Source organism: Floridaenema evergladense BLCC-F167 (assembly GCF_041929205.2).
GTDB lineage: Bacteria > Cyanobacteriota > Cyanobacteriia > Cyanobacteriales > Aerosakkonemataceae > Floridanema > Floridanema evergladense.
The window spans coordinates 2,172,477-2,196,672 of record NZ_CM171625.1 but is presented as its reverse complement, the minus strand read 5'-3'; the positions used below and the strand labels follow the sequence as shown (position 1 = coordinate 2,196,672).

At 40.5% G+C, this 24,196-nt stretch carries 23 protein-coding genes and 1 pseudogene; 10 read left to right on the top strand and 14 right to left on the bottom strand.

Annotated elements, in window-relative coordinates:
• Window positions 1-37: 37 nt before the first annotated feature.
• From ACE1CA_RS10695 to ACE1CA_RS10660, 8 genes are all read right to left on the bottom strand, one after another.
• Window positions 38-931, bottom strand: coding sequence for a vWA domain-containing protein (locus ACE1CA_RS10695; protein WP_413280250.1), 894 nt, complete (start codon window positions 929-931; stop codon window positions 38-40).
• A 23-nt stretch (window positions 932-954) separates the two neighbouring features.
• Complete coding sequence (locus ACE1CA_RS10690) at window positions 955-2,094, bottom strand: PstS family phosphate ABC transporter substrate-binding protein (protein ID WP_413280249.1); 1,140 nt, start codon at window positions 2,092-2,094, stop codon at window positions 955-957.
• Between the two features lie 21 nt (window positions 2,095-2,115).
• Window positions 2,116-3,345, bottom strand: coding sequence for a PstS family phosphate ABC transporter substrate-binding protein (locus tag ACE1CA_RS10685; RefSeq protein WP_413280248.1), 1,230 nt, complete (start codon window positions 3,343-3,345; stop codon window positions 2,116-2,118).
• Between the two features lie 292 nt (window positions 3,346-3,637).
• Window positions 3,638-4,477 carry an RpnC/YadD family protein gene (locus ACE1CA_RS10680; RefSeq protein WP_413280247.1) on the bottom strand — a complete coding sequence of 280 codons (840 nt, stop codon included), beginning with the start codon at window positions 4,475-4,477 and terminating at the stop codon, window positions 3,638-3,640.
• 74 nt (window positions 4,478-4,551) lie between these two features.
• A complete protein-coding gene (locus ACE1CA_RS10675; RefSeq protein WP_413280246.1) occupies window positions 4,552-5,691 on the bottom strand; it encodes a S1 family peptidase in 1,140 nt (379 codons plus the stop codon).
• 42 nt (window positions 5,692-5,733) lie between these two features.
• Window positions 5,734-6,570: a S1 family peptidase gene (locus ACE1CA_RS10670; protein ID WP_486517749.1), complete on the bottom strand. Its 837-nt coding sequence runs from the start codon at window positions 6,568-6,570 to the stop codon at window positions 5,734-5,736.
• 244 nt (window positions 6,571-6,814) lie between these two features.
• Window positions 6,815-7,369, bottom strand: coding sequence for a COP23 domain-containing protein (locus tag ACE1CA_RS10665; RefSeq protein WP_413280244.1), 555 nt, complete (start codon window positions 7,367-7,369; stop codon window positions 6,815-6,817).
• Between the two features lie 115 nt (window positions 7,370-7,484).
• On the bottom strand, window positions 7,485-8,522 hold the full coding sequence (locus ACE1CA_RS10660; RefSeq protein WP_486517747.1) for an adenylate/guanylate cyclase domain-containing protein: 1,038 nt from the start codon (window positions 8,520-8,522) through the stop codon (window positions 7,485-7,487).
• A gap of 195 nt (window positions 8,523-8,717) precedes the next feature.
• Between ACE1CA_RS10660 and ACE1CA_RS10655 the strand changes: the two genes are divergently transcribed.
• Window positions 8,718-8,972 carry a UPF0175 family protein gene (locus tag ACE1CA_RS10655; RefSeq protein ID WP_413280243.1) on the top strand — a complete coding sequence of 85 codons (255 nt, stop codon included), beginning with the start codon at window positions 8,718-8,720 and terminating at the stop codon, window positions 8,970-8,972.
• An 11-nt stretch (window positions 8,973-8,983) separates the two neighbouring features.
• Here ACE1CA_RS10655 and ACE1CA_RS10650 read toward each other — a convergent pair whose 3' ends face one another.
• Window positions 8,984-10,321, bottom strand: coding sequence for a TIGR03279 family radical SAM protein (locus tag ACE1CA_RS10650; protein ID WP_413280242.1), 1,338 nt, complete (start codon window positions 10,319-10,321; stop codon window positions 8,984-8,986).
• An 81-nt stretch (window positions 10,322-10,402) separates the two neighbouring features.
• Entirely contained in the window at window positions 10,403-11,356 is a 954-nt protein-coding gene (locus tag ACE1CA_RS10645) for an undecaprenyl-diphosphate phosphatase (RefSeq protein ID WP_413280241.1), read from the bottom strand.
• 353 nt (window positions 11,357-11,709) lie between these two features.
• On the opposite strand from ACE1CA_RS10645, the gene ACE1CA_RS10640 reads away from it, so the two are divergent.
• The 3 genes from ACE1CA_RS10640 to psbU all read left to right on the top strand — a co-directional run bounded on the left by ACE1CA_RS10640 (window position 11,710) and on the right by psbU (window position 14,053).
• Window positions 11,710-12,408: a DUF3120 domain-containing protein gene (locus tag ACE1CA_RS10640; protein WP_413279032.1), complete on the top strand. Its 699-nt coding sequence runs from the start codon at window positions 11,710-11,712 to the stop codon at window positions 12,406-12,408.
• 115 nt (window positions 12,409-12,523) lie between these two features.
• Complete coding sequence (locus ACE1CA_RS10635; protein WP_413279031.1) at window positions 12,524-13,516, top strand: adenylate/guanylate cyclase domain-containing protein; 993 nt, start codon at window positions 12,524-12,526, stop codon at window positions 13,514-13,516.
• A gap of 96 nt (window positions 13,517-13,612) precedes the next feature.
• Window positions 13,613-14,053 carry a photosystem II complex extrinsic protein PsbU gene (gene psbU, locus ACE1CA_RS10630; protein ID WP_413279030.1) on the top strand — a complete coding sequence of 147 codons (441 nt, stop codon included), beginning with the start codon at window positions 13,613-13,615 and terminating at the stop codon, window positions 14,051-14,053.
• A gap of 164 nt (window positions 14,054-14,217) precedes the next feature.
• On the opposite strand, the gene ACE1CA_RS10625 is transcribed toward psbU, so the two are convergent.
• From ACE1CA_RS10625 to ACE1CA_RS10615, 3 genes are read right to left on the bottom strand one after another with little or no spacing between them, the layout of a single operon-like run.
• The gene (locus ACE1CA_RS10625) at window positions 14,218-16,224 is read right to left on the bottom strand and encodes a lipoxygenase family protein (RefSeq protein ID WP_413279029.1); all 2,007 of its coding nucleotides are present in this window, start codon (window positions 16,222-16,224) and stop codon (window positions 14,218-14,220) included.
• A gap of 58 nt (window positions 16,225-16,282) precedes the next feature.
• Window positions 16,283-17,317, bottom strand: coding sequence for a catalase family protein (locus ACE1CA_RS10620; RefSeq protein WP_413279028.1), 1,035 nt, complete (start codon window positions 17,315-17,317; stop codon window positions 16,283-16,285).
• A 46-nt stretch (window positions 17,318-17,363) separates the two neighbouring features.
• On the bottom strand, window positions 17,364-18,374 hold the full coding sequence (locus tag ACE1CA_RS10615; RefSeq protein WP_413279027.1) for a DUF2235 domain-containing protein: 1,011 nt from the start codon (window positions 18,372-18,374) through the stop codon (window positions 17,364-17,366).
• Between the two features lie 601 nt (window positions 18,375-18,975).
• Here ACE1CA_RS10615 and ACE1CA_RS10610 point away from each other — a divergent pair.
• The 6 genes and pseudogenes from ACE1CA_RS10610 (at window position 18,976) to ACE1CA_RS10585 (ending at window position 23,161) form a co-directional block, all read left to right on the top strand.
• Entirely contained in the window at window positions 18,976-19,398 is a 423-nt protein-coding gene (locus tag ACE1CA_RS10610; RefSeq protein WP_413279026.1) for a hypothetical protein, read from the top strand.
• A gap of 2 nt (window positions 19,399-19,400) precedes the next feature.
• Window positions 19,401-19,598, top strand: coding sequence for an HNH endonuclease (locus tag ACE1CA_RS10605; protein ID WP_413279025.1), 198 nt, complete (start codon window positions 19,401-19,403; stop codon window positions 19,596-19,598).
• A 278-nt stretch (window positions 19,599-19,876) separates the two neighbouring features.
• A pseudogene (rplU, locus tag ACE1CA_RS10600) lies at window positions 19,877-20,201 on the top strand (50S ribosomal protein L21); the annotation flags it as partial.
• A gap of 684 nt (window positions 20,202-20,885) precedes the next feature.
• The gene (rpmA, locus tag ACE1CA_RS10595; protein WP_413279024.1) at window positions 20,886-21,176 is read left to right on the top strand and encodes a 50S ribosomal protein L27; all 291 of its coding nucleotides are present in this window, start codon (window positions 20,886-20,888) and stop codon (window positions 21,174-21,176) included.
• A 313-nt stretch (window positions 21,177-21,489) separates the two neighbouring features.
• Window positions 21,490-22,473, top strand: a complete 984-nt coding sequence (gene hemB, locus ACE1CA_RS10590; RefSeq protein ID WP_413279023.1) for a porphobilinogen synthase — start codon at window positions 21,490-21,492, stop codon at window positions 22,471-22,473.
• Window positions 22,474-22,678: 205 nt separating this feature from the next.
• Window positions 22,679-23,161 (top strand): GNAT family N-acetyltransferase, encoded by a 483-nt coding sequence (locus ACE1CA_RS10585; RefSeq protein ID WP_413279022.1) that lies wholly within the window; start codon window positions 22,679-22,681, stop codon window positions 23,159-23,161.
• A gap of 142 nt (window positions 23,162-23,303) precedes the next feature.
• On the opposite strand, the gene ACE1CA_RS10580 is transcribed toward ACE1CA_RS10585, so the two are convergent.
• Window positions 23,304-24,128, bottom strand: a complete 825-nt coding sequence (locus tag ACE1CA_RS10580; protein WP_413279021.1) for a sensor histidine kinase — start codon at window positions 24,126-24,128, stop codon at window positions 23,304-23,306.
• Window positions 24,129-24,196: the final 68 nt, after the last annotated feature.

Genomic DNA, 24,196 nt, shown 5'->3' with positions numbered 1-24,196 from the left:
TTTGGAAGTATATGCCTCTCTTGAGGCAAAATCTAAGTTAACAAATTGAGCCAAAAGGTAAACCAAATATTCGCCAAACTATTAACGGAGTAAGCACCGTCCAAAACAAAGCATTTCCGATCGCCAATTGACCAGCAAGATTCGGTGGTTGACTCATCAAACCTCGAAAAATCCAACGGTCTAAGGGAATAGTAATCATCCACATCAAAGCAATCCAAGCAGCACCTAACCAAAAAATCACCCACTTGATATTACTGTTAAAGCTAATAAAGAATTTGTCTGTAAATAAAGCTGCCAAATTATTCTGTTGATTTGATAAATAAATGCCTCGCGTAGTAAAAGCCGCTAATTGAATTGCTGGAGCATCTGCTCCTACCACCACAGCATTAATTTTAACTCTTTGTCCTACTGCTTGGGCAATTACTAAAGGTGAAACTTCAGCTTGTCCATCAGTAACTAAGAGTAATTCCCGACAACGATCCTGGATTGAACTAAGTGCTTCTGTTCCTTTTTGAATTGCTTTATTAATATCCGTACCTCCGCCAATTTGAGAGGACAAATTAGGATTTTGCAAAGTTCGATCTAACTCTGATTCTAATAGTTGTTTATCAGTTTGAAAAGAGTTTGTCAGAGGAATAACTTCTCCAGCAAATGCAAAAATTTGAATTTGATTGGGGGTTTTCAATTGGGAATTCTGTGCTAGGTACGATCGCACGGCGGCAATTTCTTCTGCCATGACTGTACCTGGCGAGTTGAAAGATTGCGGTTGGTAGGTACTACTGCTGACATCAAGAGCGATCGCCACCGCCACATTTGGTCTACCCAATCCTAACAAAGCAAATAAAAGTGCTGCCAGTAAAAAAGCTAAGAGAAACATTGCTGGAATCTGGAACAGCGGATACATCCAAAAATTGCGCCGATTAAAACTCACTTACACCTCTTAAATGAAGTTAATTACTTACGAATAGGTACAAAACCTGCTTTTTCTACAACTTGTTGACCTTCATCACTCAAAATTAAATTTACATAAGCTACACCAGCTTGTTCATCAATTTTGTTCTCTGGACTATTACTCCTTTTAATGACAATAAAAATTCGTCTGGTAATCGGATAAGAGTTATCTTTGAAAGCAGTTTTATTTACCTCTTTGCCAATACAAGCAGCTACCAATGGCTGATTTAAGTCTCTTGCCAATGATAGAGAAGCTATCGGTTGATTGCAAACTTCCGAAGCAGTTGCATAGCCAATACTACCAGGTATGCTCCCAACTTTTTGGATACCAGTTGTAGTATCTCTCACCTCTTGTATGGCAGAGGTAAATTTTTCTTTACCTAACACTTCTTCTTGCAAATATTTTGGCGTACCTCCATCAGACAAAGAACGACTAAAAATAGTAATAGCCAAATTAGGGCCGTTTACTTCTTTCCAGTTAGTTATTTTCCCTGTTAAAATATCTTTGAGTTGAGGAATAGTTAAACCAGAAATAAGTAATTGAGGATGAGTATAAAATGCAATGCCATCAATAGCAATTGGGATTTGTTCTAATTGAAAACTGCGTTTTTGGGCTTCTTGAATTTCAGAAGTTTCTAGAGGTCGGGAAGATGCAGCAAAACTGAGTTGACCTTCTAGAAGCATTTTGATTCCTATCCCAGAACCAGGTTTTCTTCCTGCTGGTGGTTCTCGATAGATTAAGTTATATCCTGGATGAGCTTGGCGAATTAATTGTACTATTTGGGGCGATCGCAAAGGTGCAAAAGTTGTAGAACCCCCATAGTATATTGGCCCCGATGGAACGTTCGGCACTTCGGCAAAACTTCGGTAATAGCAAGGAGGAGTAGTGCAAGGTGGTGGTAGTATGGTTTTACTATCTAAAAAAGAAGCAATTATTTTTGCCCCACCAATTAGTAAAAATATCCCAACTCCTGCAAAAATTAACCAGCGATTAATTCCTCGCTTACTAATAACTACAGCTTCTCTGGGTAAACCACACTTTTCGCAATTTGGGATATAGTTTTCATGTTGAGGATGAACACCAGAACAATTAGGATAAGACTTTCCATCTTTAGGAATACCATCGCAGATCCAAATTTTCACACACACCTACCTTGGCAAATATTAGCGGCGAATTGGTACAAAACCAGCTTGTTCTACTAATTTTTGACCTTCGTCGCTCAAAATTAAGTTTACGTAAGCTACACCAGACTGCTCATCTATTTTTCCATCTCTTTTAACAATAATAAAAAGTCGCCTTGTAATGGGATAAGAGTTATCAGAAAAAGCGGTGTTATTCACTGTTTTACAACTGCTATCACCACAGGGAGACACAAAAGCTTGACTTCCATCTTTACCAATAGGAAGAGGACGGATTGTTTGCTGATTAATCACTTCCGATGCAGTAGCAAAACCAATACTACCTGGAGTTTTAGCAACTGTTTGAATACCTGTGGTAGTGTCTCGCACTTCTTGTAAATTGGAAGCAAAGTTTTCTCCACCCAACACTTCTTTGTGAAAGTATTCAGGAGTACCACCATCACTGAGGGGACGACTGACTAGAGTGATGGGTAAATCTGGGCCACCAACTTGTTTCCAGTTAGTAATTTTGCCTGTGAAAATATCTTTTATTTGCGATAAATTTAAGCCAGTAATATTTAATTTCGGGTTGACATAAAATGCAATGCCATCAATAGCAACTGGTATTTGTTCTAAGGAAAAACCCTTAGTTTTCGCTTCATCAAATTCAGCTGTTTCGACCGATCGAGAAGATTGAGCAAAACTAAGTTGCCCATCCAAAAGCATTCTAATTCCGGTTCCAGATCCAGGTTTTTTCCCTGAAGTTGGTTCTACATAGCGTAATTGGAATCCTGGGTGAGCTTGACTAATTAAAGATACTATTTGCGGAGAACGCAACGGTGCAAAAGTAGTAGAACCTCCGTAGTTAGCTACAGTCGATGGTACATTTGGTACATCTGACAGGATGCGATAGGTAGTCACCACAGCAGCAGGATTAACTGATGAACCAGTTGTAGGAGTAGTTGGCGGCGAAGTCGTGGTTGGAACGGCTACAGGAGTTGGTGTTGGAGTTACGGCTACAGGAGTTGGTGTTGGTGGTTGAGGTAACAAAAAATAAATCACGCCACCCAGTAATGCTAATGCAACTGCGCCACCTGCAAAAATTGCGATCGGGGGAACTCCACCTCCCGTCTTACTCCCAACCACTTCCTCCCTTGCTAGACCGCACACAGCACAGTTTGGACCGAAGTTGTCAAAAGGTTCGTGACTGCCAGATACCGAAGGTGTTCCATCTTTTTTCACGCCCTTGCAAGTCCAAATATTTTGGGAACTCACGCTTATTTGATCTCCAAATTAATCTGTTTTTTTCTCTATTCTAGAGACTAAAATCATTCATAGGATAGAGGTATCAATCATCTTTAAACTTCACTTAACTTCGTTAAGTTTTCTTACAAAGATTGCTTACTTTTTAATTATCTAAGTATTTTTACTGAGCAATGTCATGAATTAAAAGTGTATTCCTCACAGGAAAGCCAGGTATGAGAGGTAAGATTATTTTTATGCTGAAAAACTAGAATGGGAGGGGTGCGATCGTACTTACCTCTAAGCCAATCATTTCCTAACAAATTTATCTGTAAATTTGCCGCAACTCATCAAGAGTATTTAAGGTTTTAATTCCTTCCACAATGGCTTCTAAAGTCGCCACATCTTCTATTTGTTCAATTTCTGGCATTAGCTGTAAACCTTCCGTGCCAAATTTCAATTCTAAACCCAAAGCAACAGCTGAAAGTTGCCCTTGTCGTAAACCTTGTCGTAAAATTTCTTGATACCAAGGAGATTCACGTAAAACTGCCATATCCCACCTCATAATTTGCTGAACTAAGGGAGTTTCTAAGACAAAGGTAGCAAAAAATGCCAGCAAAGATTCTAAATCATTTAACTGTTCATCCGTTCGTAAAACCTGTAAAGCTTGTCGTACTTTCGATTCGTTACCACCGCCTTGGAGAATGGGAACAAAAGGAATTAAGGAAGGAAGAGGTTGTTGAAAAACTAATTCTGCGTCTACTTCCCAAAGGTTAATTACTCGATAGTCTTGTCGCGCTTGTAAACCTCTGAACTCAGATTCATAGCGAGTGGGAATAGTGACAGAAGAAGCGGGAGGTAGGATGTTGATTAATACTGGGTAAGTGGGTCTATTGTAACGTTCTTCTGCTAAAGCTGCATACGCTCGCATTCGCAGAGGCATTTCAGCTTTATAGCGCAATTGTAGTTCATTGAGTACGAGAAATTCGCCATCTTCGGGAGTGTAGGCGCGGACTAAAACATCACTTTCACGACTTACCCATTGGAATTCTGAGGTGATGATATCTCGCACTTGAACGTTGGGAATTTGTGTTACCCATTTTACCCATTGTTCAGGGGCTAGGCTGATTAGGCGTTTGCTGCCGATGTCTGCTTTTTTAGACATAATAAATAACCAGCTTTTCTGAATTTAACATAAATTTATTTATGAAGTTGATGGGTAAACAATAATTTTTTTAGCTATCTAGGCTTCGTTCTTAAAATATAGTTTCCCATACCATTAGGATAATAAGTAGTGACTCGAATCAAGTATTGTATCCCTTGGTTGACAGTGAAAATCAGTTGTGAGTTTCTACCCCCTCCTCGTCTATCGTCATTTTGAGAAATTACTTGATTATTAGCAGCATTTATAATCTGCAATGCAGGATCAAATTTGGAAGAATCTAAGTTTATTTCTACCGATTGACCAGGCATTACTCCTATTAGCTGATAATCCTGAAAGCGACCAGATGTATATGAATTTATAGGAGTACTTGCATTTAAGCTGCCACTAATTGTTTGATTGATATTGATAGTAGCTAGATTACTATTAAACCCAGAGTTTGAAGAAATTATAGTTGGTGAGGGAGTTGGTGTTCTTATTGAACCTATGTTATCTGTTGGTGTTTTACTGTTTAGTACACTTCTAACTTCTGATGGGGCTATTTGCAAAAAAGTGTTAATAGGAATACCGCCTTGTCCCCATGCAGGGTTTCTTCCATGAATACCGACTACGAGACCCTTTTCATTCAAAATCGGCCCTCCACTCATGCCATTTTCTGTTTTGACATTTCTGTAAACTAAAGTATAACCATTTTCTTCGATTCTCAAGCTGTTATTTGTCACAATTCCGTCAACAAATCTAAAGATTTCTGGCTGATTTTCCGACCATCCAGAAATATAAATTTTAGCTCCATTACCCAGTTGTTTAGGGTTAGAGTCACCTAATTCAGCAACAGTATAATCTCTGTCACTATTGAACTGTAATAGTTGTAAATCTATACCTTCGCGGAGCTTAGAAACAGACTTAATTAAGTGTTCTTTCCTATCATAAGTTACAACTTTATCTTTATTCGCAGCCACTGCTATGTGCTGGGCTGTGAGGATATAGTAAGTCTTTGTACTCTTTTCCCTGGCAACAATTACTCCTGAGCCTGCCATACCAATTTTTATTTCTCTACCCTCATATCTGCCTAAAACAGGCAATGGCCCAATAATCTTAACTGTGATCTTCTTTGCTTTACTTTCCAGGTCAGAAGTCGCTACTGCTGGTGGAAAAAGAACAGTTGCGGCAGTAAGTCCAATAAATACTACAAGTAGTTGATGGAAATTTTTCAGCATTGGGTACTTGTCAAATAATATGTTTTATCTAAGAAGCGATCGCTAGAATACAGCTAGATGTGGTTTAGGTTGTTGAGATGATGGAATAGCACTTTCGGTTTTTTGTATAATTGATTTCGATTGAGAAACTTTTTGGGAAACTCTGCCTGGGGAAACTGGGATAGTAAATTTAGAAGCTTGAGTTTGTCGTGCAAAGGTTTCAATAGGAATTGCCCAGCTAGAAGCGCTCAATTCGTTTGGTGGGAAAGGAACTGGCACACCATTTTTGAACAGATAATTACTGCTATCATTTCCACCCCAAAGCGGGTAACTATGCTGACCGTTTATGCCCACAACTTCGCCTTGTATATTGAGCAACGGGCCACCACTCATCCCTTTTTTGATATCAATACGGTATCCTACTTGATATCCTAGCCTCATAGGTTTTTCCAGTAAATGAGATACTTTTCCAAATTGTGTACATTCAAACTTACTGGAGGAATTAGCATTAAATGGAAAACCTGCGGCAAAAACTTCATCTTCTTGTTTTAGGCTTGTTAATGCCTCTCTTAATTTTCTGGCTATTGGGTAGTTATTAGAGCTTCTAAATTGAAGAATTGCTAGATCGTCGCCTGTCGAATCATCTTTATCTAGAGTGTCGATAGATTCAACTGTATGCAGCTTTCCATCAGGAGTCTGAATTCTGTTATTTTTGTTTTCTCTAACCACATGAGCACTTGTGACAACTTTATATACTCTTCCATTTCTGTAAATTAAAATTCCCGAACCTGTACCATCTCCTGATAGTACCTTAATAGTTATTAAACGCGCCTTTTGACAAAGTTCCTGCTGGGATACCGATAATGGTTTTGAAACTGGAGGAACTTCAGCTTTAACCACCAAACCTGAATTTGGTTTTTGTGCTGCTGCGTCACTTAACAACATGAAAAAACTGAGCAAAAGTACTAACGATCGCCATTTCATTGAAGAATATCCTTTGGAGTAAAGTCAGGTCTGTAAAAAGAAAAATAGCCTCCACAGCCTCAACAATTTTGTTTCTGGCTAAACATAAATTATTAAGCTATCAAATTTTAGCCTGTGAAGGGTTATTTTTGCTTTTATTAATTAAATTGGAAATCTATTTTTACTTCCCTACTCTGTCTAATACTCTTATGTAGTTGAAGACATCAACATAATATCGGATTTCTCCTTGTACTGACTCAGGTTTCATATAAGTTGATTGTTCAATTGGTGCATTTGCACTTAAAGTCCGAATTTCAAATAATTGTCGCAATATTGCGTTGCCATCATCGCCCATTCTGAGGGTAAACAATAATGCTACACAAGAGCCACCTTGGCTAGCGGCAGTGCAAATCACAGGCTGTCTGCCTATTCTTCCAGTTGTAACATAACTCAAACGGCCTATCTTATATTCACTTTCAAATCTATCAGAAACTGTCTGACAACGGCTTTGAGCACTAAAACCACCATAATTAGTATTCCACCTAATTAAGCTAATATCATCTCCACTTCCTCTCCGAACCATTGTTGCAGGTACCCCTCTGAAGGTTCCGCAATAGAAAGTACGATCGGAGTTTACATCTGCTTGAGAATAACTCGGCTGAGCAACGATGGTAGCAGCACCAAAGGTAAGCGCCTGTAGCGCCACCTTTTGAACTGATTTTAATTTCAAGTTCATAAATACTTCCCACTGGTAGATGTGGATATAAGAAGATAGTTCCAATTTATCAGCTTAAATTTCTCTCGGCAAGACGGAGTACATTAAAAGTTTCCATTTCTGAATATTGGGGCTACTAACGTTTAAAAATGTCTGTTTTGAGACGATTTTTCATCTTAGTTAGTTCTTGTTTATAGCCCGGAAGTACTTTCTGCACTGTCGGATAGATAGTGGCATTTGGCGGAATAGACTCAAATTGGTTTATAGCTTCCTCCAATTGATCGGAAGCCTGTTTCAAAGCATCATAATCTGTGGCTTCCTGGGCTAACTCACGAGCTTTTTTAGCTTGATTCTCTGCTTTGTAATGGCGGGCCTCCCACTTGTTTTCGGCACAGATTGGCAGTATGTCACATAAGTTGGAAATGTAAGAGGGATTAATCAGTGGAATAGCCACTAATACAAGTAATAGCACTACTGAAAAAGGCATTAAAAAACTAATTCTAAAAATTAGGGGACGCAGGCGCTTCTCGGTTGCTGAAGTATCTCTTTGAGTTTCCTTTTGGCTCTTATTGTGTTTAGTATCAGGTGCAACTTTTATAGTGGCAGGTTCGTTTTTAAGTGGTTGTGGTTGTTTGCCAGCGTAAAGGAGTTCAAAAATTGGTTCGTTGCCAATCCCTTTAAAGTCACGTTCGCCGTGACAATACAGTTGTAAGCCCTTGATACTGGCTGTACGCACTAATGCCGCCATTGCTTCTGAGAGTAGGATTTGTCCTCCGTTACCAAAGGCAGCGACACGAGAGGCGTAGTGTACATCATATCCAACCAGATTTTCTCCTTCGAGAAGTGGGTAGCCGATGTGGATACCGATTCTCACCGAAAGTGGGCCTAGTGGGGTCAAAATAGGGTCTATTGAGTGGCTGGTTTGTATCTCAACTGCCCACCGTACAGCTTGGATAGGGTGGGCAAAGCGCAGGAAGTATGAGTCACCCTGAGTATCGACTTTGCGCCCTCTGTATTTCTCAAGAGTGGTTTCCACTCGCTGAGAGTGTGGTTTTAAAATCGTCTCATGGTAGGTACGATCGCGTGCCATTGTGTCCTCGTCGCACAATTGTTTGATGATGGCGGTGGAGTTGACCAAATCCGTAAACACCATCACTACCATATTCTCAGACATGAAAACTCTTCTATCTTCAGATGGTTGTGTCTAGCTCTAGCATAAACCTTTCTTTGTGCGATCGGAATCATAGGGACACTGTATTCTTCGCTATAGCGATTCTTTTACTAGTTTATTTGCGGGAAATGCGATCGCTCCTCCTACCATACCTGAAAGTGCTACCTTATAAATACAAAAACCAATAACGGTAAAACTATGACAGTGCAAATAGTTATTGAACTACCAGAAAGTGCATTTTCAGCACTGCGAACTACCCCAGATGATTTCGTTAAAGAAATGCGTCTAGCTGCAACAGTCAAATGGTACGAAATGGGGACAATCTCTCAATCCAAAGCATCTGAAATAGCTGGTATCAGTCGTCAAGAATTTTTGGCAGCACTTTCACGGTTCAACATTTCTCCCTTTCAAGTAACTCCTGAAGAATTGGCTGAGGAACTAGCCCGTGAGTAGAAAGTGGGTAATTAACGCATCTGCCTTACACAACCCTCAATCAATCCCTCAATTCCATTAACCGGAAAAATCTTCACACCCAACTTATCAGCAACTTCCTCAACAGTCCGATCGTCCAAAAATCTTGTATCTCCATGTTTCAACATTAAAGATGGCAATAAAATCCCATCTCCCAAATCTTTCCCCTGTAAATTCAACAGCAAATCTTCCCCAGTCAACAACCCAGTCACAGTAATTTTCTGTCCCCAATATTCGCTAGGAAAAGCAGCCATCTCTACTGACAAACCTTCCACTTTGTTCAATCTTTCTAAAATCGGTTGAAAGGCTTTTTCTACTGCATTTCCTACTACCCAAGTAAACTTTCGTTCCGGCTCAACTTTCGCGGGTAAACTCTGCGCTGCTTCCTCAAATTTTCTTAAAAACAATCTAATTGAACCGACACCATTATCAATTTGTGGGTAATCTTCATAATGTGATTCTGGAGGTAATTCTTCACCCGCAATCAAAAACCATTCATCGGCTAACCAAACACAATTTTTTCCCTTCTTTTTCCCTAATTCGCCTTGAAGTTTTTGCACTTGGGAAATAACTTCTTTGGCTTTTTCTGGTGTTACTGGGATTAGTTCATCTTCTTCTGGACGAAAGCGAGTTAAACCAACTGGAACAACTGCGATCGATGCAACTGCGGGAACTTCGCCTTTGTGGAATTTGGTTAAATCTCGCAATGTGCTTTCTAAGTGAATTCCATCATTAATTCCCGGACAAACTACTACTTGGGCGTGAATTTGTAATCGCCGTTTTTGAAACCATTTAATTTGTTCCAAAATTTGTCCAGCACGTTGATTTTTTAATAGGCGAGTTCTGATTTCTGGTTCAGTTGCGTGAACAGAAACATAAAGCGGGGAAAGCCGCATTTGTTCAATTCTATTCCAATCTTTTTGAGTAAGATTAGTTAAAGTTAAATAAGAACCATAGAGGAAACTTAAACGATAATCATCATCTTTTAAATATAAAGATTCTCTTTTTCCTGGGGGTTGTTGGTCGATGAAACAGAAGGGACAACGGTTATTACATTGAATTAATCCGTCAAATAAGGCGGTTTCAAATTCTAAACCTAAGTCTTCGTCGTAATCTTTTTCTATTTCAACTTGATGGGTTTTGCCTTTTGCGTCTAAAACTTCTAATTCTAAAACTTCATCGGCGCATAAAAATTTGTAGTCGATGAGATCGCGGGGTTTAGTACCGTTAATTGCCACTAAACGATCGCCAACCTCAAACCCAATCTCAGCCGCGATCGAATCTGGCAAAACTTTCGTAATTAAAGCCGGACGAAGAGAAATTTCACTCATTGGTCATTAGTCATTGGTTATTGGTCATTAGTCATTGGTGAAAGTTCTTGCAAATGACAAATGACCAATGACTAATAACTATTAACTATTTTGCAACACTCCAGTAAAAATTGCCGCTAAAATAGCTACGCCGAAAATTAACCGATACCAAATAAATACCCAAGTACTTTGGGTTTGCAGGAACTTCAGCAACCAAGCGATCGCTAAGTAAGAAAAAATCGCCGCCGAAATCACCCCAACAATTACTGGCGCTATTCCCAAAGCTTTCCAATCCACGCTTTTTAATTCCACCAAACCAGCTAAAGTAATAGCGGGAATTCCTAACAGAAACGAAAACCTTGCTGCTGTTGCCCTTTCTAAACCCATGAATAAACCAGCAGTTAAAGTAGAACCAGAACGGGAAACCCCCGGAATTAATGCTAATGATTGTCCTAAACCCATCAAAATTCCATCTTTTACACCCAATTTATCAAATTTTCGTTTTCGGCTACCAATTTTTTCCGCTATTCCCAACAATAATGACATGACTATTGAGGCAACAGCGATCGCCCCTAGACTCCGCAAAGGAGAATTATCAAAATCAGGAATAAAGATTTTAATCAATAGCCCAAGGAATACGATCGGGATCGTACCAAAAGCAATTCCCAATGCTAATTTAAATTCCTGAGCTTCATAGTCTTTTTGTGCGATCGCTGCGATCGATCCCATCGCAATATTTTTTAAATCTCGCCAAAAATACCACAACACTGCCGCAATACTACCCAATTGAATTACTGCCGTAAAAGCTACACCCGGATCGCCCCACCCCAAAGCAACGGGTACAACTTTTAAATGCGCCGTACTACTAATCGGTAAAAATTCTGTTGCCCCTTGCACAAATCCTAAAACAATTGCCTGAAATATATTTACCTGACTAGTCGTTGCTGTTGGTGTTGCCACCGCTGACTGAGAAATTACTTTTAAAGGTAGGGCAACAAGAATGCTAAGAACTCCTAAACCCAGAAACTTGTGCCATTGGCGTTGTGATAAACCCATATCTACTTTTCTTTTAACTCTTAATTTGACTACCAAGCATAGCCTACCCAAAAAAATAAGCTTCAAATTTAAAGTTTCAATGTGAATTGAGGGAACGGGGACTGGGGACTGGGGACTGGGGACAAGGGGAAGTCAGGCAAACAAAAGAAGAATCATCAAGCATCTCTTTCCCCCCACCTCCCCATCTCCCCATCCCCCCATCTATTAAATTTCTTTGGCGACAATGAAGTAGCGCTGCCCTGGAGTCCCCTATCACATTTCCAAAAACTAAGGTATTATAAAAATACCCCCCTGGGGGATATTTGTTATGATAGATTAAATAAGGTAAACTTAAGTAACAAAAATTAAAAATCTTGTTAAATAATACCTTGTCTGCTTACACCTCTTGTCGAGCCACCGATCGGTGGCGAATCGGTTCTAAGAAAGCCTGGTTAGTCTTCCTGGCAGCATCATTCCTGGTTTCGGTGCCAGTGTTCATCCAAGCGCCCCTAGTGCGCCTCTTGCCCTTGCTGAGCTTGTTATTGACCTTGGGTTGGGTGGGGTTAAGTTTTGTGCTGCTGAAGAGGCCAAAAACCCAAGTTTGGGGAGATTTGCTTTTAGGGTTTAGTTGGAGTTGGTTAGCGGGTTCAATTTACTGGGGTTGGCTGCGTTGGGAACCGCTAATTCACCTGCCAGTGGAAGCGATCGGACTACCCTTTGCAATCTGGTGTCTCAGACAAGGTTGGGGCAAAGTAGGCAACTGGTTTTATCTCGGTTCCTTATTTGGTACAGTAATTACTGATACGTATTTTTACTTAGTAGATTTAATTCCTTCCTGGCGGCAACTAATGCAGGTAGAGCCAGAATTAGCAATACAGATATTGCAAGATGCAACAACTCATGTTAATACAGCCTGGGGGATTGGTTGGGCGATCGTACTTTTAGGCATACTCTTGGGGGTGGGTACTTTACCCTGGCGCTCAAGACAGTTACACTGGTGGGCGTTTAGTGGAGCAGTTTTGAGTACGATTTTGGTAGATGGCCTATTTTGGTTAGCTGCCTGGGCTGCCTAAATTAAACCCCTAGCGTGACGAAAGTGTTATACACATCCGTCACGCGACTTCAGGCAGTTAAATTAGTATAAATAATAGAGACTCTGACTACTCCACGTCGCTTCTCTAACATCCGGTGACGTTGCAACCTACATCCGTTCCTTACCTGCTACTAAAAACCGACTCTGGGAATCGGTACCTACCATTAGTCGGCAGCCACTGCTGGACGATCGGTAGGAGCGATGATAATAATTTTGTGATCCCAGATCGCTGGATTTCCCGTAACCATGCAATGTTACAGTGCATGGAAACAGGGGAATTTTATTTAATCGATTTAGGAAGCCGTAATGGATCTTTCGTCAATGGGCGCAGAGTTAGCATTCCCGTAACCCTGCGAAATGGCGATCATCTTACCTTCGGTCAAACCGAATTAGATTTCTTTACTCCCAGTAGCGATAATTCTTTACAACAGGTTAACACCAATTCTGACGAGTTAACTGCTACTTCCGCCCTGCACGTTCGTCGCTTAATCTCGGTGATGGTAGTCGATATTCGCGACTTTACCGTTCTAACTCGACAATTAGACGAGAAAGTGTTGTCTGAATTGATTGGCACCTGGTTTCGTCATTGTGGAAGTATTATCCGCGACTACGGTAGTTGGGTGGATAAGTACATTGGTGATGCAGTTATGGCTGTTTGGTTTCATAGTGGACGCACAATCACTAATGAGGAGGTGAGTAAAATTTGTCAGGCACTTAGCGAACTGTACAAAATGACACAAGAGTTAGATCGGGAATATGTGTTACCATTTCCACTGCGAATCGGGGCGGGAATTAATACTGGTTATGCGATGGTGGGCAATACGGGGAGTGGCGATCGTCCAGACTACACCGCTTTAGGAGATACTGTTAATGCCACATTCCGCTTGGAATCCTCCACCAAGCAACTGGGAATGGATGTCGCTTTAGGTGAAAGTACTTATCAATATTTATTACCTCTAGGTGTTGAGGACGCTGGCTTTAAGCAAAAAGTAGTGGATCTCAAAGGCTATGACAAACCAACCGTTACCTACGCAGGCACTTTTGCCGACCTGGATAGATTTTTGGCGATGCAAACCAAAAGTCAATAAAGACAAGTTAATAAACACGGTACTATAAGACCGATAATATCTGTTGATGGAAGCTGTGTGGACATCAGTCCAGTTTTTGAGGGAGGTACTGAATAAATGAAAAAATTGTTACGCTTCTTTACAATATTCGCCTTAGTCATCGGTTGCTGGGCAGGACTGGGATTAACCCAACGTGCTCATGCAGTTTCTTTAACCAGCGTGGCGTTTAACTCTGCACCAGTGTTGGCAGAAACAGCGGCTGAAGCTGAGTTTAGAAATCGAGTAGATAAGAAGTTAGGACAAATAGCCAACAAGATTGATTTAAACAACACTAACTTACGCGCATTTAAGCGTTTTCCGGGAATGTATCCCAACTTAGGTGCGAAGATCGTCAAAAATGCGCCTTATCAAAAGGTAGAGGATGTATTGGAGATTCCAGGACTGAGCTCTCGGCAGAAGGAAATTCTCCAAGCTAACTTGGATGAGTTTACTGTAACACCAGTAGAATCTGCTTTTGTGGAAGGAGACGATCGCATTAACAACGGTATCTATCGTTAAGTTGGTCGTTGGTAGTGGGTAGTTGTTCCAGAATTAATTACCCACAATTCCTATGAAAAACACCCCTGATTAATTCAAAAATCAGGGGTGGTTTTTTAGGTTATCACCTAGTTACTACAAGTGATGAAACTAGGATATGAGATAATCGCCAACGGGCAGATTAATCAAATATTGATCAAGGTTCTGATATTGCCAACTTCATAACCCAGGTCACTAAACTGTTGTTTATAACGGGCTAAGTTCGTTCTCAATTCTTCAGGAACATCATCATCTTCATTCTTGAGAATTAAGCCATACTTAATCCCATTTAACACGCTGAAGATATAAAGCTGATTTGTTGCTTCTATAATATCAGGTGCGATCGCTGGATCGTTTTCACTGCCAAAACTACCATTGCGTAATGCCAATGAGTTATAAGCGAGTTCTCCCCCCTCATCAGTTTGAGAATCATTGACCCAAGTGTGCCATAAAGTAGTGTGGAAAATTACATAACGGCACAACTCTTTTAAGTTGTCAATATCTGCCACACTGGGACTGTCAGAAACAGTAATTGGTCGGAGAACCTTCACTTGACCATTAATAGTTGGTCTAGGAAGATCTGGTTTATCTAGTTCGTTTCGATCGTACCACTCGTAATCACTATCAGTATTAGCCATTATTCCTTGGATTGGTTGATAAGCCATACTATGCTCGACCAAATCATCAGATAAACGGCGAATTTCAATCCATTCCTGAACAATTTCTTGTTGATACTTCTGGAAAAAAGTATCTACATACTCTGTTAAAATCTGCCAGTACAGATTAGCTATCTTCGCATAAGCATGAGCTTCGCAAAGGGGTTGACGTGGCTTCCAACCTTTCCAATCATAAGTTGCTACCACTTCCTTACACATTTGCAAGAATCCCGGATAAGTCAAGGGTCCGTTAGTAACAAATAGACCAATTTTTGGCTCTACAAGTAAATCATCACCACGTCGATTGATGTTGATAATGCTTTTTAAGTGAGGAGATAACATCAAGCGAATCGGATTTTTTCGCAAGTTGCGGAAAACAGCAACAGCATATTGCTCCATTTGTACGTGAGCTTTAGCATAATGCTCAATTACTTCACCTGTAAACAAGGAATTAGTCCGAAAAATGCGTTTTGCTTGTAACCATTTTTCTCCATCATTGGGTGTATAGGTAACAGGATCTTTCAGGGGAGAATGGGGAGCAATAGAATCAGGATAGCGGCTTTGAATGACGATCGCAGTAGGAAGTAGTTTGCCCTCTTTCAATTCAAAAAAGGCTTCTACATTATTGAGATCGTGTTCATTATCTTTTTCGTAATTATCCCAATTGAATGTTACCTTAAACTGATTGGGATTGCTCTTATTACGCTTGAGCAAACAGGGATTCATCCCGTTCAAAATTCGCAAAACAAAATATTCATCGCTTCTAGTGTAACCGGGAATTTCCTTTTCTAGTTCACGAGTCAAATTCGGGGGATAATCTGCTTGAATTTGGGTAATGCTTGGTTCGTTGGGATTGAGCGTGTTAGCGATAATATGCTTGGCTTTAATTGGAGTTAAAGTATTCGCCGCTTCGTAAGCTTGAAATTTGCGCCCAACAGCATAATCATCTGGGGTTTCTTCAGGATTGGGAAGTTGTATTCTGGCAAAGGGACTCTCAGGATTGTATTGCCAATAAGGAACAGTTAAAGTGCCGAAATCATAAACTTTTTCAGTTACATTGTCCCCGCCTTTGATAATGTAGGCAATACGATTGCTATAAACTGGCTGATTGTTGGAATTAAAAGTAATCCGATTATCAATTACCCTTAATTCCAAATCGGGTGCATCTTTGAAACCTGCTTTTTCTGGGTCGTAGTAGATTTCAAAACGACCATTTTGGTCAGTTATACCTTTAGCCAAGTAATCATTAGGTGTACCGATGTCTCGATCCCAGAGTTCGAGTCCAATGTTATGCAATGGTTTCTTAGTATCGCTAAAGGTTAATTGACCTGTAGCTTTGTGTAATTGAGCGATCGGTTTTGTTGGTTGATCCTCTTGGGATTTAGAGATTTTTTGCGCTGCTTTCTCTTCAATTAAGCGTTGTGCTATTGGTGTGTTAAGCAGTTTCATTACCACCACAGCTTTTAATTCGTCAAAAATTGTTTTTGTTTTGGACATTTTGTTCCTCTCCATTTCTAGTTAATTCTCTGTTGTTTTAGTTCCCGGAGTAAAAAGATTATGCACTTGGCTCCTTTGTTGAAGCATTATTCATTTGGTGACGGAGCTTGGAAATAGTTGGATAGACTTTCTGGCGGATTCGGTTAAGTCCCCCTAGTGGTTTATGTTCTGGCAAAGAATGCCAAGGAGTGTAAGATAAATTCTCACAAAACTCCCGCTGTTCATCCGAATCAAACGTTTGCGGAGGAATTCTGATGGTTGCTATCTTTTGGAATGGTGATAGCTTTTCATCCCATCTGACTCGTGGATCTTCAATCGGCATTTTATCAGGGTCTGTTTGAAACTGAATCATAAAATCAAATCCAACTTCCTGGTTTTTTAAATGCCGAATAAGTCCTTCACGCAGATAATTTTCGGAACTGATAACTGATTTGTTGGAAAAATTAATGACATGGGGTTTAACCGAATACTTAACTGCTCGCGAGCCAAATTTGTAAGGCAATACACTCCAATACTGTCGATCCAATAGATTAGTAATTTTTTGCTTGCATACCTGAGCAATAATCAGCTCTTTTAGTCGCCATTTAAAAGGGTTAAAGCTAGGGAAGAAAAACTTTATGAGTTCACCTTTTTTGTAATTAGTAAATAACTGCATACAGTCTTGGACGTTAGCAAAAAAGAAGATGGGATAGTCAATTAGCAAAAAATCTTGAGTGGTTTCAAAACGTTCTTCTGACAAAATTTTTTCGCCTGCCACACCCATAAGTTTAATAGCCATACCATGAATATCCGCTTGAGAATCATGCTGACATTTCGGTGAGCTATTGGAAAAGCGAATCCAAATTGGGTAAGTTCGTGGCTCTCGAAAAACACCAACTCTCAATTCTTCAGGGAGGTCAGCCTCAATGATAAATTCACCTCTAACACAGCCATGATCTTTAGCGTGTTGATCGCGACGAGCTGGTCTTTTGCCCTCTGGATAGTCTTTCTGCATCATCTCTTTTGCGATTTTGGCAATTTCCTCAATAGCCGCTTCCTCATTAGGTAATGGATATTCCTGATAAAGTTCTAATCGGTAAGTTTGATTTGCCATAATATATCAACGACATTAGTTTGATTAGTTTGAATCTTTATCTATATTATTCCAGTAACTTGGAGATAACCTTTTGCAGATTTTTGGGTCGATAGTCCATGCGAGTTTTCAAACGCTCAATGGTGCTTTCATGCAGATCTTCAAGCGCATCCCCAACTTCACGAACTTTAATTCCAGCTAATCTGAAGAAGCCTGGATCGTTCTTAAAGTTGCATTTATAGTCGGGATTAATGCCTGTGGGAATGACATTGATATCAAACTCTAGTTTCAATCCTAAGTGACCAACTGAATCAATCATCCATTTTAAGGCAGCATCGGATAATCCCCTATTTTCTTCTGTTCCACCACCAACGCAGCCATGTTCGCCGGGAAACCATTTTTGAATCACCCGTTGGTTTGGGGCTTCAGGATGGGGTTTCATGGGAGTGACATCGAAGACTTCGCGGATTTCATCGATCGCCATTGCGTGCAAGGCATTCTGAACATATTTATTCAAAGTGGTGTCATGGAATCTGTACCGCTTGTTTAGCTGCTCGTGAAATTTTTTGAAGGCGGCTAGTCCAGGAATACCAAGGGCTCCAACGGTGTCAAAACAACCAAGCAAGGTGATGGGAACGCGATCGCCAAAGGCATCACGGTAGTCCACTGCTTCTTTATCCCTTGGTTTAATACCTCTTTTACGGTAAAGCTCGTAAGCTTCATGTGTTTTGGTGACGTGCGGGCGCTCTAAAAGACCAGAACAATAGATCATCCCTGCTAAACTCCGAACTGTGTATGCACCTCGGCTGAAACCGAACATATAGATTTCGTCACCAGGAACATAGTTGAGACTCAGAAAGCGATAACCATCTTCGATATTTTTATCGATTCCTAGTCCAGTGGCTCCCCCCAATACCTTTTGATACTCTGTTCCAATACCCTCGTCATAAAACACGATTTGTGGAACTCCATCACTGGCGATCGGTTTCACAGCTTGAGCCAACTTAACCACATTGCTAGGGCAAGGACTCGCTAAATTTTGCCAAGTTCCATCACAACAAATCACAAGACGCTTCATTATTTTATCCCTAAACTCTGTAATCAATAAATAACTCGACAAACAAGAATTACAGCTTTTGTCATTACTGAGAAAAGCTTCAAAAAGTATGTCGTATAATTAAATTTTGTCAAATTACTTGTAGCCGTTCTCTTTAGATGTTGCAAATCCTTTCACAACCCTTACACCTCTAACAGAATGATCGTAAATTGACGCTACAAAATTTCCATTTTGCTCAAATAGTTTTCCTTACCAAGGTAAATTATTTCAACGAAAAAATTTGTTTTGCGACTTTACCCAATAGAGAAAGCTATAAATTTTTGACTAATTATGAGTTTATAGATTAAGCAAAAAAAAAACTAACGTAACTTTACGGAAACAATGGGTAATTACATTACCATTAATTACCTCCTTTACACCCTTGACATTTACCCACAAAAAAATAAATAATAATAAATTTGTTTGTATATTCATACTCCGATCGGTTCATTCAATTTTAGATTTTGGTTTTACCCTAAAGCATCGATCCGGTTGTTCAGACAAAGGTAAGAAGTTTTTTATTTCCACAAATTAAGTCGGGCGGCTTACATCCACCTTAGAGTTTGGTTTATTGAGGTCAGAAATGCCTAATCGCAGAGTTACAGTAGAACTGCCAGAATCAGTATTTTTAGAACTAGCGAGAATTGCAGAAATAAGCAACCAATCTCTAGAAGCTGTAGCAGCACAGAGAATTATCACAAATTTACCACCTTCTGTAGACAATGCACCACCAGAAATGCAAGCAGAATTGTTATTATTGCAGACTTTACCAATTGACGAATTACTAAAAATTGCTCGTAGCAAAGTTACCTTGAATCAACAACAACGTCATGAGGAATTGTTAGAGAAAAACCAAATAGGGGCTATTACTTCTCCAGAACGGCAAGAACTTCGAGAATTAAGTTTAGCTGCTGATAAATTGATGCTGAAAAAAGCTTATGCTTGGGCAGTTTTGCGTTGGCGTGGTTATCGGATGCCCACATTAGAAGAGTTGCCAGAGGAATAACTGTGGCTGCAATTTCAGAAACATTAAAACAACAAATTTGGGCGGAAGCAGGTTATCGCTGTGAATACTGTCGCACATCAGCTAGATTGGTTGGAATGCCTTTAGTAATAGATCATATATTTACAGTATATTGCACAGGACTTACGCAACTGGTTCAATTAGTAGTATTACTTTCGATATCAGAGGCAAAAAAATTCTAGATTTTCGCTCTTGGTAAGCACTCTCTTTTTTCCTCTATATCCTCTAAGCCTGGAGCACTTCAATAAATTAAAAAATCTCTTGCTTGACATTCACCCATAAAAAAACAGATAATAATAGATTGTCTGTCTACCCCTGCTCGGATCAGGTCAAGACATTCCAAAAGCTTGATTGGTCATTGGTTATTGGTCATTGGTCATTGGTTATCCATACCAACTACCAACTACCCACGACCCACTACCAATTGAGCTACCTGTACGGCTAAAATCAGCAAAAACTCATGACTTACGCAATTATTGAAACAGGCGGCAAACAATTACGGGTAGAACCCGGTCGCTTTTACGACATTGAACTACTGCACGTCGAAGCAGATGCCGAAGTTACCATTGACAAAGTTTTATTTGTTAACAACGATGGCGATGTAAGTATCGGTCAGCCCTTGGTTGAAGGTGCTACCGTTACAGGTACGGTGATGCGCCATTTTCGGGGGCGCAAAGTCCTGGTTTACAAGATGAAGCCGAAAAAGAAAACCCGCAAAAAACGGGGACATCGCCAGGAACTCACTCGTTTAATGATTGATTCCATCAGTCTGAACGGTACAGTAATTGGTGGGAAAAGAGAAGTACCTATACCTGTAATTGCAGAGGTAGTTACACCTGTAGAAGAAGAAACAACTCCGATCGCAGAAGATGAAGCACCTGCACCTGTAGCGGAAGAAACAACTTCGATCGCAGCAGATGAAGCACCTGTAGAAGAAGAAACAACTCCGATCGCAGAAGATGAAGCACCTGCACCTGTAGCGGAAGAAACAACTTCGATCGCAGCAGATGAAGCACCTGTAGAAGAAGAAACAACTTCGATCGCAGCAGATGAAGCACCTGCACCTGTAGCGGAAGAAACAACTTCGATCGCAGCAGATGAAACACCTGTAGCGGAAGAAACAACTGCGATCGCAGAAGATGAAACACCTGCAACTGTAGTGGAAGAAACAACTTCGATCGCAGAAGATGAAGCACCTGTAGAAGAAGAAACAACTCCGATCGCAGCAGATGAAGCACCTGTAGCGGAAGAAACAACTTCGATCGCAGCAGATGAAGCACCTGTAGAAGAAGAAACAACTTCGATCGCAGCAGATGAAGCACCTGTAGCGGAAGAAACAACTTCGATCGCAGCAGATGAAGCACCTGTAGAAGAAGAAACAACTTCGATCGCAGAAGATGAACCACCTGCGACTACAGAAGCAGCTGAATAATAGTAAAGAGTGGACGTAGATAGATTAGGAAGGAAAAATGGCTCACAAGAAAGGTACTGGTAGTACGCGCAACGGGCGCGACTCTAACGCCCAGCGTTTAGGTGTTAAGCGCTATGGTGGTCAAGTTGTTCGCGCTGGCAACATTTTAGTTCGCCAACGGGGAACTAAGTTCCACCCTGGTAATAATGTCGGTATCGGTGGCGATGATACTTTGTTCGCTCTCATCGATGGTATTGTTACTTTTGAAAGAAAGGGTAAAACTCGCAAGAAAGTTAGCGTTTATGCTGTTCCTGCTGCTGAAGCGGAAACCGCAGCTGTTACAGCTTAAGGCTAATTGAACCCCACCCCCAACCCCCTCCCCGCTTGCGAGGAGGGGGCTTTTCTGAAGTTTTTTCTCTGGGGATGGTGCGTTACTACGAATAGAGAGGCTTTTTGTTCAGATTCCTGACTTCTTGAAGAAGTGGGGGATCTAGACCCCTAAAAATATTATGATTTTCTATTAGCGTATGTCAGCTAGTGCAGAGTTGTGGAAATAATTATTCAGTTGAACAAGGTTGAAAAGCTCAAAGCTTTCTTTACCTTCTGCTCTCTGCCTTTCTCAAATGAGTAACTCTTCAGCAAAATAAGGTTTAAAAAAAGTCATGTTTCCAATTCATCGCCCTCGCCGTCTCCGTACTTCTTCTCAATTACGCCGTATGGTGCGGGAAACTGTTCTGACGACGAATGATTTAATATATCCTCTGTTTGCTGTTCCTGGTCAAGGGATTGCTAAGGAAGTGCGATCGATGCCAGGAGTTTATCAGCTTTCGGTAGATAAAATTGTCGAGGAAGCTAAGGAAGTTTACGATTTGGGGATTCCGGGCATTATTTTGTTTGGGATTCCTGAAGATAAGGATGTTGATGCTACTGGCGCTTGGCATGATTGCGGGATCGTACAAAAGGCGGCGACTGCTGTTAAGGAAGCGGTGCCAGATTTGGTGGTGATTGCTGATACTTGCCTTTGTGAGTATACCAGTCACGGTCACTGCGGTTATTTGCAGGTTGGGGATTTGTCGGGACGGGTGTTGAATGACCCGACTTTGGATTTATTGAAGAAGACTGCGGTTTCGCAAGCTAAGGCGGGGGCGGATATTATTGCGCCTTCGGGAATGATGGATGGTTTTGTCCAGGCGATTCGCTTGGCTTTGGATGAGGCTGGGTATCAGGATACACCGATTTTGTCTTATGCGGCTAAGTATGCTTCGGCTTATTATGGGCCTTTCCGGGATGCGGCTGAGTCTGCGCCGCAGTTTGGCGATCGCAGAACTTACCAAATGGACCCAGGTAACGCCCGCGAAGCCCTCAAGGAAATTGCTTTAGATATCGCTGAAGGTGCTGATATGCTCATGGTGAAGCCAGCTTTGGCTTACATGGATGTGATTTGGCGGGTTAAGGAAGCAAGCAATTTGCCCGTTGCTGCTTACAATGTTTCCGGTGAATATTCAATGGTAAAAGCTGCCGCTCTCAACGGTTGGATTGATGAAGAACGGGTGGTAATGGAAACTTTAACCAGTTTTAAACGTGCTGGTTCTGATTTAATTTTGACCTACCATGCGAAAGATGCGGCTCGTTGGTTGAATGGTTAATTTTTAAATGGTAGTGGGTAGTTGGTAGTTGGTAGTGGGATAAGAATGAGGGTTAAAGAATGGGCTTTTTCTGACTATCTTGATTTTTATTCCCATTACCAACTACCTACTACCCATTACCAAATGATTCAGTGTTTTTAGACACCACAATAACTCCGGTTTAATTAGTAAAATAATTCGGTAATATACTGGGAGTTGTTAAGGAATGAAGTGTGGTCAAATTTGGGTTAGCGATCGCCAATCAGATGTAGACATTCAACAGTTACAAGGATTATTTAAACTCGCTGCTTTTTGGGCGCAAAATCGCTCAATTGAAGATTGGGAAATTGCGATCGCTAACAGTGACCCCGTAATTACTATTTGGGATGACGATCGCTTAATTGGATTCACCAGAGCTAATTCTGATTGCGTTTTTCGAGCTACAATTTGGGATGTGGTAATTCACCCAGATTATCGCGGTCAAGGTTTAGGGCGAAAGTTAATCGAAACTTTGCTCGATCATCCCCGCATTCGGCGCGTGGAAAGAGTTTATTTAATGACTACTTATCAACAGGGATTTTATCTCAAGTTGGGGTTTGAATTTCCGAATCCTAGCACGGCTATGTTACTCTACAATCAACGCCGAATTAATGCTTTAAGCAAAAGCGATCGAGCAAATGTTTGCAAAAACAGTTTAAAAATTGAATAATAGTTGGCGGTTAAAACCGCACCTACACAAACAAAGTCCGCCTACGCGGACTTGCATAAAATAAAAATTTTAAAACCTGCGGAGGCAGGTTTTGTCTGTATAGCCTGCGACTTTAGTCGCTAGGCAATTTGACAAAATTCCTTTAACCTTCAGCATCAATTATTTCCTTTTTACACAAGGGAATTGAACACTGAATTTTGGTAAATTTTGCATCAGCTGAAGGAACGGCGATAACTTCTAAATGCCCTTTCATTAATTCCAGTATTGTTTGACTCATCATCAAAGATAATCCTGGTGAAAGGGTAAAATCTTCATTTATAGGCAGAGGTTCTTTGTCTTCAAAAGTAGTTTTTAATAAATCTATTGGTTCGCTTAAAGCCTCTGCTGGACGTTCATCTTCCACCCAAATATTAACATAATCTACTGCCAGATCTAAATGTACAGAAACCCGAACATTAATCGGTTCTGGATATTTTAGTGGAGTATCTACTAAGTTTAATAACACCTGTCTTAACCAGCGTGGATCTGCTAATACAAAAATATCTGATGCAGGTGTTTCAATTGTTAACCGATGATTGCGATTTGCTGCTTGTAAATGAGTGAGATCGTAAACTTGAGAGAGAATTTCTGCTAATTGTAACGGTTGAGTATCTAATCGATTAGTGCCATATTCCGTGCGGGAAACATTGAGAATTTCATCGATTAAACCTACTAATTTTAAAGCTGAAGCGTGAGCTTGTTCAACAAATTCTCGTTCTTCTTCGGGACTTTCACACAAATCAGAAATAATTAATTGGTGTAAACCGATTAAACTGTTTAAGGGCGATCGCAATTCATGAGAAATTCTTGCCAAAAAACCCGCTTTAAATTGGCTCATTTCCGCAGCTAGATGATAAGCCGCATTAGTCAACTTAAGTTGTTCGGAAAGAGCAGAAACATCAGGTTGAGAATCTTGAGGTTTGTTCATCAAAATCGAATTTAGAAATTAGTTATTAACCTGTTACTTTCGCCAAATTAAATTTACTAAGTTTATAG

What these genes read in the sequence shown, in the direction of transcription:
- ACE1CA_RS10580 (WP_413279021.1), bottom strand. Translation starts at nt 24,128, where the DNA reads ATGAACAAACCTCAAGATTCTCAACCTGATGTTTCTGCTCTTTCCGAA.
- rpmA (WP_413279024.1), top strand. Translation starts at nt 20,886, where the DNA reads ATGGCTCACAAGAAAGGTACTGGTAGTACGCGCAACGGGCGCGACTCT.
- psbU (WP_413279030.1), top strand. Translation starts at nt 13,613, where the DNA reads ATGAAAAAATTGTTACGCTTCTTTACAATATTCGCCTTAGTCATCGGT.
- ACE1CA_RS10660 (WP_486517747.1), bottom strand. Translation starts at nt 8,522, where the DNA reads ATGTCTGAGAATATGGTAGTGATGGTGTTTACGGATTTGGTCAACTCC.
- ACE1CA_RS10650 (WP_413280242.1), bottom strand. Translation starts at nt 10,321, where the DNA reads ATGAGTGAAATTTCTCTTCGTCCGGCTTTAATTACGAAAGTTTTGCCA.
- ACE1CA_RS10610 (WP_413279026.1), top strand. Translation starts at nt 18,976, where the DNA reads ATGCCTAATCGCAGAGTTACAGTAGAACTGCCAGAATCAGTATTTTTA.
- ACE1CA_RS10655 (WP_413280243.1), top strand. Translation starts at nt 8,718, where the DNA reads ATGACAGTGCAAATAGTTATTGAACTACCAGAAAGTGCATTTTCAGCA.
- ACE1CA_RS10625 (WP_413279029.1), bottom strand. Translation starts at nt 16,224, where the DNA reads ATGTCCAAAACAAAAACAATTTTTGACGAATTAAAAGCTGTGGTGGTA.
- ACE1CA_RS10620 (WP_413279028.1), bottom strand. Translation starts at nt 17,317, where the DNA reads ATGGCAAATCAAACTTACCGATTAGAACTTTATCAGGAATATCCATTA.
- ACE1CA_RS10665 (WP_413280244.1), bottom strand. Translation starts at nt 7,369, where the DNA reads ATGAACTTGAAATTAAAATCAGTTCAAAAGGTGGCGCTACAGGCGCTT.
- ACE1CA_RS10615 (WP_413279027.1), bottom strand. Translation starts at nt 18,374, where the DNA reads ATGAAGCGTCTTGTGATTTGTTGTGATGGAACTTGGCAAAATTTAGCG.
- ACE1CA_RS10675 (WP_413280246.1), bottom strand. Translation starts at nt 5,691, where the DNA reads ATGCTGAAAAATTTCCATCAACTACTTGTAGTATTTATTGGACTTACT.
- ACE1CA_RS10645 (WP_413280241.1), bottom strand. Translation starts at nt 11,356, where the DNA reads ATGGGTTTATCACAACGCCAATGGCACAAGTTTCTGGGTTTAGGAGTT.
- ACE1CA_RS10585 (WP_413279022.1), top strand. Translation starts at nt 22,679, where the DNA reads ATGAAGTGTGGTCAAATTTGGGTTAGCGATCGCCAATCAGATGTAGAC.
- hemB (WP_413279023.1), top strand. Translation starts at nt 21,490, where the DNA reads ATGTTTCCAATTCATCGCCCTCGCCGTCTCCGTACTTCTTCTCAATTA.
- ACE1CA_RS10680 (WP_413280247.1), bottom strand. Translation starts at nt 4,477, where the DNA reads ATGTCTAAAAAAGCAGACATCGGCAGCAAACGCCTAATCAGCCTAGCC.